The 15460-nt window shown below is 34.0% G+C and carries 12 protein-coding genes; 2 read left to right on the top strand and 10 right to left on the bottom strand.

The annotated features are described in order from the left end of the window. Positions 1-4: 4 nt before the first annotated feature. The 10 genes from RBQ61_RS03865 to RBQ61_RS03820 form a co-directional block, all read right to left on the bottom strand. The gene (locus tag RBQ61_RS03865; protein ID WP_308139208.1) at positions 5-685 is read right to left on the bottom strand and encodes an N-acetyltransferase; all 681 of its coding nucleotides are present in this window, start codon (positions 683-685) and stop codon (positions 5-7) included. A 39-nt stretch (positions 686-724) separates the two neighbouring features. Further along, positions 725-1648, bottom strand: coding sequence for a branched-chain amino acid transaminase (locus RBQ61_RS03860; protein ID WP_374049908.1), 924 nt, complete (start codon positions 1646-1648; stop codon positions 725-727). A gap of 10 nt (positions 1649-1658) precedes the next feature. After that, entirely contained in the window at positions 1659-2300 is a 642-nt protein-coding gene (locus tag RBQ61_RS03855) for a sugar transferase (RefSeq protein WP_308139206.1), read from the bottom strand. Next, complete coding sequence (locus tag RBQ61_RS03850; protein ID WP_308139205.1) at positions 2297-3130, bottom strand: aldolase/citrate lyase family protein; 834 nt, start codon at positions 3128-3130, stop codon at positions 2297-2299. The genes RBQ61_RS03855 and RBQ61_RS03850 overlap by 4 nt, the downstream gene beginning before the upstream one ends. Positions 3131-3555: 425 nt before the next feature. Further along, positions 3556-3765 (bottom strand): type II secretion system protein, encoded by a 210-nt coding sequence (locus RBQ61_RS03845; protein WP_308139204.1) that lies wholly within the window; start codon positions 3763-3765, stop codon positions 3556-3558. 342 nt (positions 3766-4107) lie between these two features. Continuing rightward, a complete protein-coding gene (locus tag RBQ61_RS03840; protein WP_308139203.1) occupies positions 4108-6006 on the bottom strand; it encodes a nucleoside-diphosphate sugar epimerase/dehydratase in 1899 nt (632 codons plus the stop codon). A gap of 17 nt (positions 6007-6023) precedes the next feature. Next, on the bottom strand, positions 6024-7856 hold the full coding sequence (locus tag RBQ61_RS03835) for an O-antigen ligase family protein (protein ID WP_308139202.1): 1833 nt from the start codon (positions 7854-7856) through the stop codon (positions 6024-6026). Between the two features lie 113 nt (positions 7857-7969). Beyond that, on the bottom strand, positions 7970-8875 hold the full coding sequence (locus RBQ61_RS03830; protein ID WP_308139201.1) for an LCP family protein: 906 nt from the start codon (positions 8873-8875) through the stop codon (positions 7970-7972). A 439-nt stretch (positions 8876-9314) separates the two neighbouring features. Continuing rightward, positions 9315-12107 (bottom strand): S-layer homology domain-containing protein, encoded by a 2793-nt coding sequence (locus RBQ61_RS03825; protein WP_308139200.1) that lies wholly within the window; start codon positions 12105-12107, stop codon positions 9315-9317. A gap of 325 nt (positions 12108-12432) precedes the next feature. Then, entirely contained in the window at positions 12433-12981 is a 549-nt protein-coding gene (locus tag RBQ61_RS03820; RefSeq protein WP_308139199.1) for a hypothetical protein, read from the bottom strand. 126 nt (positions 12982-13107) lie between these two features. Here RBQ61_RS03820 and RBQ61_RS03815 point away from each other — a divergent pair, with 126 nt between their 5' ends. Next, entirely contained in the window at positions 13108-14124 is a 1017-nt protein-coding gene (locus tag RBQ61_RS03815; protein WP_308139198.1) for a M14 family zinc carboxypeptidase, read from the top strand. A gap of 81 nt (positions 14125-14205) precedes the next feature. Next, on the top strand, positions 14206-15453 hold the full coding sequence (locus RBQ61_RS03810) for a competence/damage-inducible protein A (protein ID WP_308139197.1): 1248 nt from the start codon (positions 14206-14208) through the stop codon (positions 15451-15453). The last annotated feature ends 7 nt before the right edge of the window (positions 15454-15460 follow it).

Here is a 15460-nt window from a genome sequence, read left to right as displayed (position 1 = left end):
TATTTTAAGAGATTAGTTTATAAAAATAAACTTTACCCATATTTGCATTTTCACTCACATAGTTCTTCCATCCAAATTTCTCATAGAATTTTATCGCCCTGATATTTGTATCAGGTGTTTCCAAAATAATACTTTTATAATTTCTTTCTTTTGCAGCGATCTCATAACCTATCAACAATTTTTCCCCAATCCCTAAATGTAAAAATTCTTCTAATACAGCAATCCCTGTTAGTCTTAAAATTGGACTAGGTGGTGAATACTGTGTTTTGGAACTATTCATAATCACCTGATTTTTTGTGCTACTAGGTTTCAATTTTAAAGTCAGTCTATTTAAAGCTGATTTATACTTGTATATAAATTCTCTGCCAAATAATAGATATGGCTTTCTCAATAAACTCCATACTATTTTTTTCATTATATGCTTGTTCATATTATTCTTGTAACCTTCTGGGCCACCGTAAACTAGACCTAACATTTCCCCAGCATTATTCTTTGCAGAAACCGTAACAGCATCTTCATTCAGAAGTAAATATTTGAATCTTTCGGCAAGATATATATTTGAAAATTCACTATCTGAAAACAAATTTTCAATGTGTATCTCGATAAAAGAATTAAGATCTTCTTCAGTAAAACTAGAAATAGTAATATCTTGCATACTTAATGATTTCTCTTGTTTAATGTCCACTGCTAAAATCTCCTTATTTCAATAAATTTCAGAGCCAGATTATGCATATATTGCGGTTAACCATTTTCTGTATTCTTCTCTTTTACCAATCACTATTTCGATATAAGTTTGATGGATTCTCTTGGTTATATTGCCTTGGTTACCATTTGAAACTTGAATTCCATCGACATTTACTACAGGTGTAATTTCCATTGCTGAACCACATAAAAAGACTTCATCACATATATATAACTCTGTTCTGTCAATTTCTCTTTCAATAACCTCAACATTCAACTCATTTCTTGCTAATTGAATAATTGTATCTCTAGTTATACTTTCTAGTATTGACGCTGTAACAGGTGGTGTTATAAGTTTACCATCTCTTACTATGAACAGACATGATCCAGGACTTTCGGAAACCTTTCCTTGATTATTTAGGAAAATAGCTGAATCATATCCGTTTTCTATTGCTTCCATTTGAGCCATACGACTATTAATGTAATTTGCACCTGCTTTGACTTTTGGCGAAAGATTTTTATCGCTAATTCTCTCCCAAGAGCTAATACAACACTTTATTCCACTATTATTATTAAAATCATTTCTTGATTTAGCTATAGGAGCAATAAACATGTTAATAGGGCCTTTAGCCATCCATGATCCAAAACCATCAATAAATACAGTTTGTCTGACGGCAATATCTTCCCTGTAATTATTAGCTGTCACCACATCAATAAATCCTTTTTTCAACTCTTCAACAGTATATTTATCTTCCATGCGAAACATTTTTATCGAATTTTTTAAACGTTTGAAATGCTCGTCTAACTTAAATGCATAAAGTTGTTTGTCTTCTTCATTCCAATAACATCTAATACCTTCAAATACATTAGCTCCAAATTGTGATGTTGGTGCCAGAACATTTACTGTCGCTTCGCCAAGTGGGACAATCTTACCATTTAACCAAATCAAACGATTATTACTCATTATTAATTCTCCTTTAATCTACATTTTCACTCTTCTTATTCTGCTCCACATCATAACTACCTTCCATTTTTAGAACTTTAAAAATAGTCAATACAAATATTTTTAAATCAAGCCAAAAGCTCCTATTCTCTATATAAAACAAATCAAATTTAAACTTTTCGTCCCAAGACAATTCATTTCTACCGTTTATCTGAGCGTATCCTGTCACACCAGGTTTAACTTCAAATCTTCTTTTAGGTACGGGTGGATAATCTTCATATTTGTAAGGGTGGTAAACTACTGGTGGTCTCGGTCCTATAAAACTCATATCTCCTTTTAATATATTAAATAACTGTGGTAACTCATCCAAACTTGTATTCCTTAAAATTTTACCTACTTTTGTAACTCTACTGTCGTTTGCAAATGAATCTAATCCTGTTCCCATTTTCTCAGCATTTATAACCATAGTTCTAAATTTAAGTATAGTGAAGTCTTTTCCATTCTTTCCTACTCGCTGCTGCTTAAAGAGAACTGGACCTGATGAGTCTAGCTTTACAACTAATGCTGTAATAAACATTATCGGAGCTACAAGAATTAGCATCACTACACTCAGCAAAATATCGAAAATTCGTTTAGATACCTTATACATTGTTGAATCTCCTTCTTCTTTTATCAATTCTGTACCTTTTCAAGTTTATTTTTTATTTCAGCAACTTTCTCATTAGCAGCAATTCTATTCTTTAAAAAAAACTCTTCACTTTTTTTAAAAAGTTCTTTTTCATATTCTCTAATTTCTTTAACTCCATTTAGAAAAAGCTCTCTCATGTCATATAGTTCTCCAATCTGCTTAACATTACAAAAACTTCTTGAAAGAATAACCATGCTAGAACCTAATCTATAATGTTCTGTAATTATCTTTTCAGCTGGTAAATCTCCTTTTCCTAACTGTGCGATCCCACCAAATCCATATGGTATGCCTGCAGCTTTAATCTTGTTGCATAACTTCTCTACTGTACCATCAGCCAGAAGCTCAAACATAAACTTCATGCCATATCCAAGATGAAGGTCATTAAGTCCAATGTGGATATAATCAACCCCCTCAACACTCAAAATATCATCAATGTTTTCAACAGCTTCAGGAGTCTCTAGTAGAAGCATCGTTTTAGATCTTTTATCAACAAATCTTACAAAAGAATCCACTTCTTCTTTTGACTTGAAAAATGGAAGCATGACAATGTCCGCTCCATCATCAATAACTTTATTAATTTCATTTACAGACCCTTCGTAAATAGGATTTACTCTCACAAGTAGCTTTGAATTCTTAAGTACACTTTTAACTCTCCTTACATCTTCAATATGGTGTCTTGAAATCACCGTATCCAAATGCCCTTGACGTTCTTCTTTCCCGTTAATCTCAAGGTCAATAAAAATCCAGTCTACACCACTACTTTCAGCTATTTCTGCAATTGTTGGATTATTAGTTATATACATCAAGTTCAAAGCCATTTTACCGTCATCCTTCCTTATCTAAAGTCTATGTTATTGTATAGAGGTACCTTAATATATTGTGCCCCTTCTTGATTTCTAATTTATGTGAGCTATATGTATCTATAATTAATGAGAAATTAAAATGTACATTTTTGACTTTCTGTTAAAACTATTGATATCACTGCCTTCCTTTCACCATACTCACGTAGAATCGGCGTAAAATACATAAAAAGTTTGCTGAATTCGTAATTACATAATTACAAATCACGATTTCGCCTATGCAACATATTGTGTTTCAGCATTTGTATATATCTATTTTACTTAACCCTACAAAAACGACACCACACCATCATCTTCCTCAGAATCATTCACTCCACCAACATCATCAGCATACGCACTACACCTAGCCTCACCATCAGGACAAATTTTCTGATCATACTGACTTAAGAAGGCATTAAAATTAACATCAGTATCCGATTTATCATTCTCAACAAGATATATTTCATGTGCAATTCTACTCTACTAGCCTCACATACATCTCTTCTGACATTTTCACTAATAGTTAAAAACCTAGTAATTGCAATTAATGATATAATTCCAAGTATAGAAAGAACTACTATTACTTCAATTAAAGTAAACCCTTTATTATTCATAAGAATCACCTGATATACCTAAGTCACAATTTCATTTACAACTGTCAAGGATTCCTTGATCATTCATTTTTCAATGTCTCAAATTCGATTATATTAAATATTTCACTTGTCGCAAATTAAGCAACAACTCAAATATAATAATCAATCTCACTATTAGTGTAGACAAATTATGCCCTTACTGCAGTTATCAATTCGTCAAACGATGCGTATCTATTTGAATCCTAGTTAAACTTATTTTGAACTACTCAAAATTTTCGGGTAGTTGCCAACTTTTCTAATTCTCCACTTTTATAGATTTCTTTAATATGATAATTAACAGTATAAGATTCTACCTTAAACAAATCAACAATGAGCATATTCAACACTCGTATCTCCACTGTCATTCAAGGTTCTTTTATACGTAGGAACAAGTCTTTCTATTAAAAATATTATTTTATCTACATCCAAATCATAAGCTGCTTTTTCCAGTTGTCCTATTAATTCAAACAATTCCTGTTCGTCAAACTCTGTTGGTCTCTCTATGAATATTTTATCTATACTTGTCTTAATTTGGTTTTTACCATGGCTTATAAGCAATTCTTCATACAACTTTTCACCGGGTCTTAGTCCGGTATACTCTATATTTATATCAACTTCCGGCTCCAGTCCTGACAGTCTGATTAAATTATATGCTAATTCCTTTATCTTAACAGGCTCACCCATATCCAGCACAAAAATTTCACCACCATCAGCCATGGACGAAGCGCGAAGAACTAATTGTACCGCTTCCGGTATTGTCATAAAATATCTTGTTATTTCTTCATGAGTAACAGTTACCGGTCCGCCCTCTCTTATTTGTTCTTTGAATAAAGGAATAACTGAACCGTTACTGCCCAGTACATTTCCAAATCTAACTGCAACAAATTCTGTTTTACTGTGATTATTATAGGATTGAATTATCATTTCTGCAATTCTTTTTGTTGCACCCATTATATTAGTTGGGTTGACTGCTTTATCTGTTGATATAAGAACAAATTTTTCAATTTCATGCTCATGGGCAACCTGTACAACATTGTATGTTCCAATTACATTGTTTTTAATTGCCTCCTCAGGATTTTTTTCCATAAGAGGCACATGCTTGTGAGCAGCAGCATGAAATACAATATTAATATGATTTAATTCAAATAATTGATTCAGTTTGTTTTTATCTCTTACGGAAGCAATTTCAACTTCCATATCTAATTTATCGCCATATGTTCTTATTAATTCCTGTTGAATATTATAGGCATTGTTCTCATATATATCCAAAATAACTAATTTTTCAGGAGAATAGGAAGCAATCTGCCTGCAGAGTTCAGAACCAATGGAGCCGCCTCCGCCTGTCACAAGGACAGTTTTTCCTTGGATGTATTCTTTAGTCATAGTACAGTCAAAAATAATAGGTTCTCTACCTAATAAGTCCTCTACCTGAACCTCTCTTATTTTATTCATTATTTCATTATCATTTGTCAAAAGGCTGTATACTTCAGGTAAAATTTTTAATTTACACTTTGTATCTGCACAAATATCAAGTATACGCTTTTTATTATCCTTGTCAACAGAAGGAATTGACAATATTATTTCTTCAACATCATACCTTTTTACCATAATAGGGATCTCATTCGTTGAGGAAACAACAGGTACGGAATTTATATTTCTGCCTATTTTTATTTTATCATCATCAACTATGCATCGAACCATGTAACTGTTGGGGTTGTTCCTGCTTATCTCATTCAATATAGCAACTGTAGCCTGCCCAGCACCAACTATCATAACATTTGTATAATGGCTTAGCTTTTTTGCTCCTCTTTCTCCAACAATAAGCACCGCTCTGTACACAACTCTTATTGCCATCGTACAGAAGCTTGTAACTATGAAAGCCACCAAATATACATAGTATCTGACAAATATGTTGGCAGACCTGGTTAGTATGAAGAATACTAAATTAGCTATTACAGAGGCCTTTAAACACTTGTATATATCCTGTATGCCTGCATATCTCCATATGTTTTTGTAAACGCCCATAGCAATAAATGTTACCATATAAATTATTGTATAGATGTACCATGTATTCATAAACCATTTAATTTTATCAGGATGAATACCACTTATAACATGCGGTGACAGGTATGAAATTACAACAATAAATGTATCTATAAACATCAATACATATTTGCGATATTTATTTAATAATTTATAAATACTGTTATATATACTTGACATAGTTCCCCCAATAAACATTAAGCAACATTGTTTTTCAATCTTAAGTTTATGCTTATACCTAATCCTAATATGATCCAAAATATAGGTGCAACGCTTACGATGCTATCATTAAAAATCGCTGCAGCTAAATATCCTATAATGCTTACAAGGCAGGATGCTCCTATTAATTTTTCTAGTGAATCAAAGGTTATTTTACTATACAATTTTAAACTGATAATAATATATACACCCCATGCTGCTAATAAGGACATAAGAGAAAAAACTCCTGTGTTAGTTGCAATTTGGAGGTATAAATTATGCGGTTTATCTACTACAGTATTTGGATCCGCAAATACGTAAGACTTAGCTAATATATCGTCCTGTGGAAAAGCCATAGGATAATTGTCCGGGCCTGATCCTGTGCCTATATATTTGTTCAATAATGGTATTGTTCTTCCCCATATATAGCCTCTGCCTGAAGCCAACTTTTCTAATCCATCAAGTAATTTGTAATTTTCTGCTTCTACAGGCTCAGCTATACGTCCTCCGGAGCTTATTAATTTAACTCCACTGTTTGTAAAATAAAAATTAAAATTTCTGCCCACTCTTGTGACAATAACTCCTGGATAATCTTTGGCAATCTTAATTTTATACCCAGCATATTTTCCAGCATTTATAGTAATTTCATTCCCTTTTGTGGTTATTTCAAGCTCATTATTGTTTTCATCCATAAAATATAACTTATTTCCATCAATTTTAAAATTTAATGTTTCTCTGTTTGTTTTTATAGTAAAACTATCTTGTCCTAAAATAATGTCTTCAAACTTAAATGCCTTTTCATTATTTTCCTTTATTAACTCAATTTGTTCTTTTATATTAAATGTCTTTAGCCTTGTAAATATTTTACCTTCAGAAGCTTTATTAAGACCAAATAATAATATTACAAAAACTATAATCAATCCAGCAAACAAAATCCAATATTTTTTTATAATCTTTCTGAACAACCACAAGGCAAATACTACCGCTACTACCATACCCAAGTATCCTGCCCTTGAATTACAGCCTATCCATACAAATATCATCAATACTACTGCTATTGCTGAAATAATTCTTTGTTTATTTGTTTTCGCTCCCAATAGAAAAGCAACAGACAGCGGCAACATTAAAGTAGCAAAGCTACCCACAAAGTTTGTATTAAACAGTGTACCATATATTGTCTTAGGTCCGAACGAAAATGATAGATCCTCAACAACTAAATTACTCGGCAGCATCAGTTTTTTCCCTATTTCTGTTTGAAAAAAGTCGTGTCCAAAATATTGCCCTACACCGATTATTCCTTCAACTATCATAAGGAATAAAAAGGCATTGGCGAACAGCCTTATATCTCTTTCATTGTTGACAAAATTAATAGTCAAAAATGTAAGTAGTACATAACTTAGCAACACAAACATGCCCTGGTACATATCTACAAATCCCCAGAGTGCTGTTTGTGTGTCTATGGCAAATATGGTTGATATAATTACAAATATTGCATAAATTCCTAATGGTATATAGTATTGTTTTAAATTCTTATATGGTAATTTCTTTTTCAAATATAAAATTATATAAAATACCAATGATATTGCTGTAAGTGTTACTACCCAGCGTGATTTCCAGTAGCTAAAAAAATCCAGGTACTGCTGCTGGCCTGTCCAGTACAAGGCTTGAGTTGTTCCGCTCAAATCCACATACTTTGCATGGACTATAAGAGGTACAAATCCCGCAATTAATAGCAGTGGCAAAAAGTAAAAGACAGATAGTCTTTTATTTTCATAATCTATAGTTATAGTGTTTTTTATTTTATTTGCTTTCTTTTCATTCTTGGTTTTCACATTGTTCTCCCACAGAAATAATTGTATTTACATTCGTATAATATTTTAACACCTTATTATATATGTTTCAATGGTTTTTGTATATATAAATGTTGCAATACTTACAATCTTTTCTAGTATCCCATATATTCTTTCAATAATTTTCTGTTCTCCGGCAAATCAGGAACAAGCACAGACATTCCACCTATCGTATCAGGTAAAAATTCGCCATCTGCAGGTATACGGTATGATTCTATTCCCGATGCATCCATAACAATCACCCTAGTTACCAGGCTCAAAATTTGTGAACTCGTTAAATTGGTTGTTACAAGAGGTAAGATGTCGTCTGACAGTTCCAGAAGTGTTTTTATATCAGAATTTTTAAGTTTTTCAAACACTGCAACAAGAACCTTTCTTTGGCGCTCTGTGCGTTCATAGTCATCGTTTCCGACATATCGTATTCGTGCATAGTTTAGTGCGACATCTCCTGTCAGACTGTTTATACCTGTTGTTAGATTTAATTCTTGAGACCTGCTAAGATAGTATGCTTCATCCTCATTTAATTCTATATCAACTCCGCCAATTTTATCGATTATTTTTTCAAACCCGGAAAAATCTACCTCTATACAGCCATCTATTCCTATGTCGAAGTTTTCTTCAACAGTCTCAGTTAGGAGATCCATTCCTCCAAAAGCATAAGACGCATTAATTTTATTGTCTTCATATCCTGGTATCTCAATATACATATCCCTCATTAGGGATATCAGTTTTATAGAATCGCTTTTTTTATTTAATGAGGCTATAATCATTGAGTCTGATCTTGCTCGTTCCTCTCCAGGTCTTTTGTCCTGTCCTATTAAAAGTATGTTAACTATATTTTTGTTTGTTAATGAATCTATGCTACTGTCTCTCGGTTCGCTGTTTCGGCTTGGTACATTTGATGTCCTGCTTATATCTTCATTTGGAAGCAGTGTCTTTTCCTTATAATTGATTTTGTTCAAATATGAGTTTATATATATTGTACCCAGTAATAGAATCATAGACGTTATTATAATTGCATACAATAATTTTGAATGTAGTAGTTTCTTTATATTTTGCATTTTATTATTCCTTATGTTTTTATCTTATCTATTATATTATTACCCGGCTTCATATACAACTCTTTTTAAGTAACTTGGTGCGAAAAATATTAAAAGCTGAGAAAAGTACATATTAAATTCTTTTATTTGTACTTTTACTAATGGATACACTGAAAGTGTAAACAACAAAATGGTTTAGAAACAGAATTCTTCATGTTATGAATTAAAAATTATGGCTATTAAGCTAGTACTAGCTTAATAGCCATAGATAATATTGTATTTTGTAACTTTATTTAGTATTAGGATTTAAGACCCCCAGCAATTGACAAGGAGCCAAAAACATAAATAACGGTTAAGATTTTATCTTAACCGTTATTTTTATAACCTTAGCAAAGAATGATTATTCAACAATTTTTGTTAAAGATACAACTACTCCATCTTTAATTTCTATATCCTTTACTTTATCACCTACTACTAAAGCTCTTTCATCTTCAGTTTCACCCATTATATCTTCATACCCTACAGCAATGATAGTACCATCTTCACCATAAATTGCTGTATCAGAATCAAATGTCAGAGTCTTAGTTCCATCAACAACTACTTTTGTAAATGTAGAGTTAATATAAGTTACTTCTCTTACATCTTCGTCTGTTTCATCATCAGATGTTTCATTATAGTCACTGTCTTTAATTACTATAAGAACAACTTCTCCGCCATAAACATATACATCAAGTATTGACTCATTCTTTTCGATTGCAGATAATTTTCTTATAGCATCCACATCGCCTGCATCATCAAGCTCAACTATTGTAGCATCTTCAGCTAATGTCAGCCATCCTTTTCCAGAAATTTCAATAGTTCCTGAACTGTTGCTAACACCTGTAGCCACTTTATTTTTAAACATTTCTAAATCATCGCTAGAAACAGCTCCAGGTGTAACTACATCTGTAACTATTCCATCATCATCAATGTCTAATGCATAAACTGTTTTAACATCAGTTACAAGGCTATCTTCATCTGTATAAAGAGGATCTACCAATTTGCCATCTAAATAAGCCTTTAATGCTTGAACTTCATCGCCATTTTGTTTAGCTTCTTGTACTTTAGTAATATATGCAAATTTGTAATTAAGTCCATCAACATCTTCTGTCAAAAGAACTTCTATTTCACCGTTTTTATTACGTACAGCAATTCCTTCAACCTTAGTATCTAACTTATTTTCTGCAACTGCTTCTTCATCTTTAACGCTAAATAATAAAGCATTGTCAGCTAATTTAAATGATGATTTTGTTGTGTCTAAATCTACAGATCCAGAAGCTACTTCCTCTAATCTTGTAATTTCGTTGCTAGAATTTAATTTGATTTTTAATACTGTGTAATCTTCAGCTTCAAGATCAGAATTCGTAGGATCAGCTGTAGGTTCAAATTTTACAAAGTTTACTGCTGTTATATCATCAGTAGGAGTGCCTGTAAATAAATCTTCTACCTTGTTTCCTTCTTCTGTTGCATATTCATATTTTGCACTTCCTGTTATTTTTCCATCAGAATTCAATTTAACATATACATTATATATTACTTCGTCTCCTGACTGAGTTATAACTTTTAACCTAGGATAATCATCGATACTGTTTTTGAATCCATCTTTATCAATTTTTCCAACTGCAGTTCCAATAACAACAACATAATCAGTAGCGCCATCTGCTTCTCCATCAAATGCAGCTATTTTTCCGTTATGATCCAAGTAGAATACACCTGTATCTCCAAGTAACAGACTATCTTCAGCACCTGATGTTGTACTTAATTTGTATTTAGTACCATCAACATAAACGTCAGTTCCACCAATTCTTGTAATTTCACCTTCAACAGTGTCTCTTGTTACTACAAGTGTTGTAAATTCGTCATCTTCTGCAAGATATTCAACAACGACATCGTCAATTGCTATATCTTCAAGAGAATCAACCGCACCCTTAACTATAATTTTATTGAAATCAGGTTCGTCTTTGCTGTTTTCAGGTAATGTGAATACGTCAACTTTAGTATCTCCATCTTCATATTCTTCTTCTACTCTTGCAACCTTTGTCTGAGTTTCAAGAACAAAGCCGTCAACTTCATCCTCTTCTATTTTACCGTTTGATTTGTCGCCTTCATTTGCAACAATTTTAATAGTTTCAACTTCATCGTTTACGTATTTAAAAGTGGCATCGCTCTTAACTGCACGATTTTCAAATACATTAGCTGGAAGTTCAGCTTCAAGCTTTTCAGCATCATCAACTGTAAAGTCAACTTTTTCAATTGAACCATTTTCAGTTTCAATTGCTACAGTAGCTATTTTTCCGTTTTTTGAAATAGTTACTTCGTCAATTTCACCTTCAACAACTAATGAATTAGAATCTTTAATATATACAACTTCGTCATCGTCATTCAAGTAAACTTCCAAATTCTGATACATATATGGAGCTAAATCAACAAAATCGCCTGCATAATTTTTGTTTGTAGGATCAAATAAATCAGAAGATACTACATAGTTTTCATCCAATTCTGCTATTCTGCTAAGCAACTCTTTTGTTTTACCTTTTCCATCAACAACGTCTTTTACATTTTTGTCGTTGTCAACAGTGACAATTTTAGCTTCCAGTGCATTAAACATTGCCTGTGCAACTCCACCTCTGTCAGCTCCAGCAACATCAATTTTAACATTTTTAGTAATTCCAAGTTCTGCAGCTTTTACTTTGAAGTTTGAAGGCCAAGTTCCTTTAATTTCATTACAATCGTCAGTATAACCTAAGCCTCTAACAATCATAGTTAAAACTTCATCATAAGTTACAGTTCTTTCAGGATCGAATTTACCATCGCCTGTACCAATAACAATGCCTTTTCCTGCTGCCAATGCAATCCAAGGATCTGCCCAGTGTCCCTGAGTATCTGTAAAGTTACTCTGTGAACCTGCTACTAAATCTCCATATCCAAGAAGCTGAACCATTAATTTAGCCATCTCAGCTCTTGTTACAGTTTTTTCAGGTTTGTATGTGCCGTCTTCATAACCTGTAACTACGTTTAACGCAACCAATGTATTAATTGCATCTTCGTAATCATCTCCATCAACTACGTCTGTAAATGATGTGCTTGCAAATGCAAAGCTCATGCTTGATAATACCATTGCTATTACCAAAACAAGTGATAATACTTTTTTCATTCTTTGTTTCCTCCTGTGAAATTTGTACGGGTGTTCAGGCCCCCGACGCCTTCATTGTGTCAGCACAATGACTATAAGATTATAACACCGTAGAATTATGTAGTCAATAAAATTAGATTCAATGTAACCTTACTGTAATATTCACAGTGTTCGTGCTAACATCTCATGTATATAATATAGCATATGTTTTTGCAAGTAATATTACAGAAGTGTTACAGGTTGGACAGTTTGACTTACTAATGTTTAAGTATGGCTTATGGGGCAAGGGATGTAGAAAAACAGGGTTCAGTATATACCGAACCCCTTGAAATTTATGTGGTTTTTATTACATGTCATCTGTGTCATCAAAGTCGCCGATGTCGCTCACTGAGCTGTTTCCGTGCTTTTTTACTATGATTTCGTACAATGACAGGCAGCCTGATACTGTTAGTATTATACCGATTATAGTTATTACTGTATTCAGAGCGGCTTTTGCGCTGAGGATGCAGAAGAGAGCAAACAGCACTCCTATAACATTGATTATAATCATTACTATGTCGGAATAATCTTTTTCTTTTATTGTTTTAAACAGCGTCGGTACCGTAAAGTATAATATGACGGCTCCTATGAGAAGCATCGTAAGCTCTGTCTTGATTATGCCTGCAATTGATGCCGCCGTTGCCACTGAATAGTTTATTTTTTCTTTTGAGGTCATGTATCTGTACGTCATTTTTATGTTGACTATACAGAATATGAGCAATATAAGCATTGCAATTCTGACCGCCAGCGCTCCTATGTATTCGGATGCAAGTATGAATATAATTCCTGCCAGAGTCATGGACAGGCTCATGATTTTAATGGTCTTAGGTTTTAAATTTAAATTCGTAAACAACATAACTCCACCCCCCTGGGACTGATAACTAATTATAACATTTTGCCGTTGGTATATCAATTTATAAATTATTGAATAAAGCGAGGTTTTTATATTATAATAATTTTATTACAAATGATGAGGTTAATTATGAATAAGCATATAGTTGATACGTCTGATACTTATTATTTAGATAGAATTTATGGAGATATTGATGAGCTGTGTGGAATTTACAGCGACATTTTGAGCAAAGAGATTATAGGAAAATCCGTTGAAGGAAGGGATATTGCTGCATTGAAGCTGAGCAGCGGCAAAGGAAGAACATCCGTTCTTCTTGCGGGAGGTATACATGCCCGGGAGGATTTTTCGGTTATGCTTTGTATGAAGATGCTTGATTACTACTGTTATTATTATAAGGAAGATAAAAATTTTGGCGAGTATGATGTGAAAAAAATTATAGATAATGTTGACATGTACTTTATTCCCGTTGTTAACCCGGACGGTCTAAATATTGTGCATAACGGACTAAAAGCTTCATCTAATTATAATGCACTGAAAAAAATGAAAATCTGGGGCGAGGATCATACATACTGGAAGGCTAATGCAAACGGTGTTGATTTGAATAAGAATTTTGATGACGGAAACTGGGAAATAAGAACCTGCGTTCCGGGAACCCATGTGCCGTGCTCTGACAGATTTAAGGGTTTCGCACCCGGCAGCGAACCTGAGACACAAGCTCTGACAGATTTCTGCAGCAGACATAGCTTTTCTCTGATGGCGACCTATCATTGCTCGGGAAACTGCACGTTTTGGGCTGACAGCGGAACCCACGGTATGTTTAGCGGAATTGACGAAAAAATTATGAATGAGCTAAATAAAAAATATATTTATCGAAAGACTAAGATAAGTCAAGATCCGAAAGTTTACGGTTGCGGCTTTGAGAACTGGTTCCGGGCAAAAATGAAAAGGCCTGGGTTCTGCATAGAGCTTTCGCCCTTTGTTGAAGGCGGAAAACAGCACCCGGATTATATGTTTGACGAGCTTGTTTGGCAGCATGCCGGTACAACGGGACTATTTTTTGCCGAAAAGGCACTTTATGTGCATGATGAAATTTACGGTGACGCTGAGAGATATGCAGCGCTTACCAAGGAGGAAATTCTTCGCTGATGAATCTATGGCTGAAGGGTTGAATTATTTTATATTTAGATTTATAGTAGTTTTATATTAATTTACTTATGGGAGGATACAATGAATGCAGAAATACTTTGCGTAGGTACTGAGCTTTTGCATGGAGACATAGTCAATACAAATGCCCAATATATATCTAAAAAATTAGCTGAAATAGCTGTTGATGTTCATTATCAAACTGTGGTTGGAGACAATCCCGGAAGGATTAAGCAGTGCTTTGGAACCGCATTTTCCAGAGCTGACATAGTGATTTGTACGGGAGGTCTGGGCCCTACTCAGGATGATATAACCAAGAATGTACTGGCTGAATACTTCAACGTTGAAATGGTTTATGACGAAGAAAGTTTCCAGCATGTGAAGGATATGTACACCCACATTAAAAGAGACTTCCCTAAAAACAATATACGACAGGCATATTTCCCAAAGGGTTCTGTCATACTGAACAACCCTAACGGAACTGCAAATGCATGCATAATGAAAGGCAGTATAGACGGAAAAGAGAAAATAGGAATACTTCTGCCCGGGCCTCCTAAGGAAATGGAGCCGCTGGTGGATAACGAAGTTGTTCCATATCTGAAGCAGTACACGAAACAGGTAGTCTACGGTGAAAAGCTGGTGGTTGTCAATATAGGAGAATCTGCTGCCGAAGAAATGATAATTGACATAATTGAAAAACAGACAAACCCGACTATTGCTCCTTACGCAAGTGCCGGAAAGGTAATTTTCAGAATTACGGCCAAAGGGGAAAGCAAAGAAGACTGCATCAAAATGATTGAACCTGTCAAGGAAGAACTGACTAAAAGGTTCGGCAGAGAAAATGCGTATGTTTCCGAGACGGGAAAGGTCGAAGATAAGGCATCTGAACTGCTGCTTGAGAAAAATATTACCGTGGCTGCAGCAGAATCACTGACAGGAGGAATGGTTGCGTCGAGATTGGTAAGCTATCCGGGAATTTCAAAAGTTTTTATGGAGGGCTTCGTTACATACAGCAATGAAGCGAAAATGAATACTCTGAATGTTAAAAGAGATACGCTGAACAAATACGGTGCAGTAAGTGAGGAAACAGCAAAGGAAATGGCATACGGAGCAGCTAGAGCTGCCGGCACAGACCTGGGTGTTTCAACCACTGGAATAGCAGGGCCTGATGGAGGAACAAAGGAAAAACCCGTGGGACTTGCCTACGTTTGTGTCTATTACAAAAATAAGTTTACTGTCAATAAAATTATGGCTACAGGCTCAAGGGAAATCGTCAGAGACAGAGCCGCTACATCAGCTCTGGACTTGATAAGAAGCTGTATTGAAAAATAATTTCATT

The organism is Sedimentibacter sp. MB35-C1 (genome assembly GCF_030913635.1).
Lineage (GTDB): Bacteria > Bacillota > Clostridia > Tissierellales > Sedimentibacteraceae > Sedimentibacter.
The sequence above is the reverse complement of the archived record's forward strand: the minus strand, read 5'-3'. Positions and strand labels throughout refer to the sequence as shown.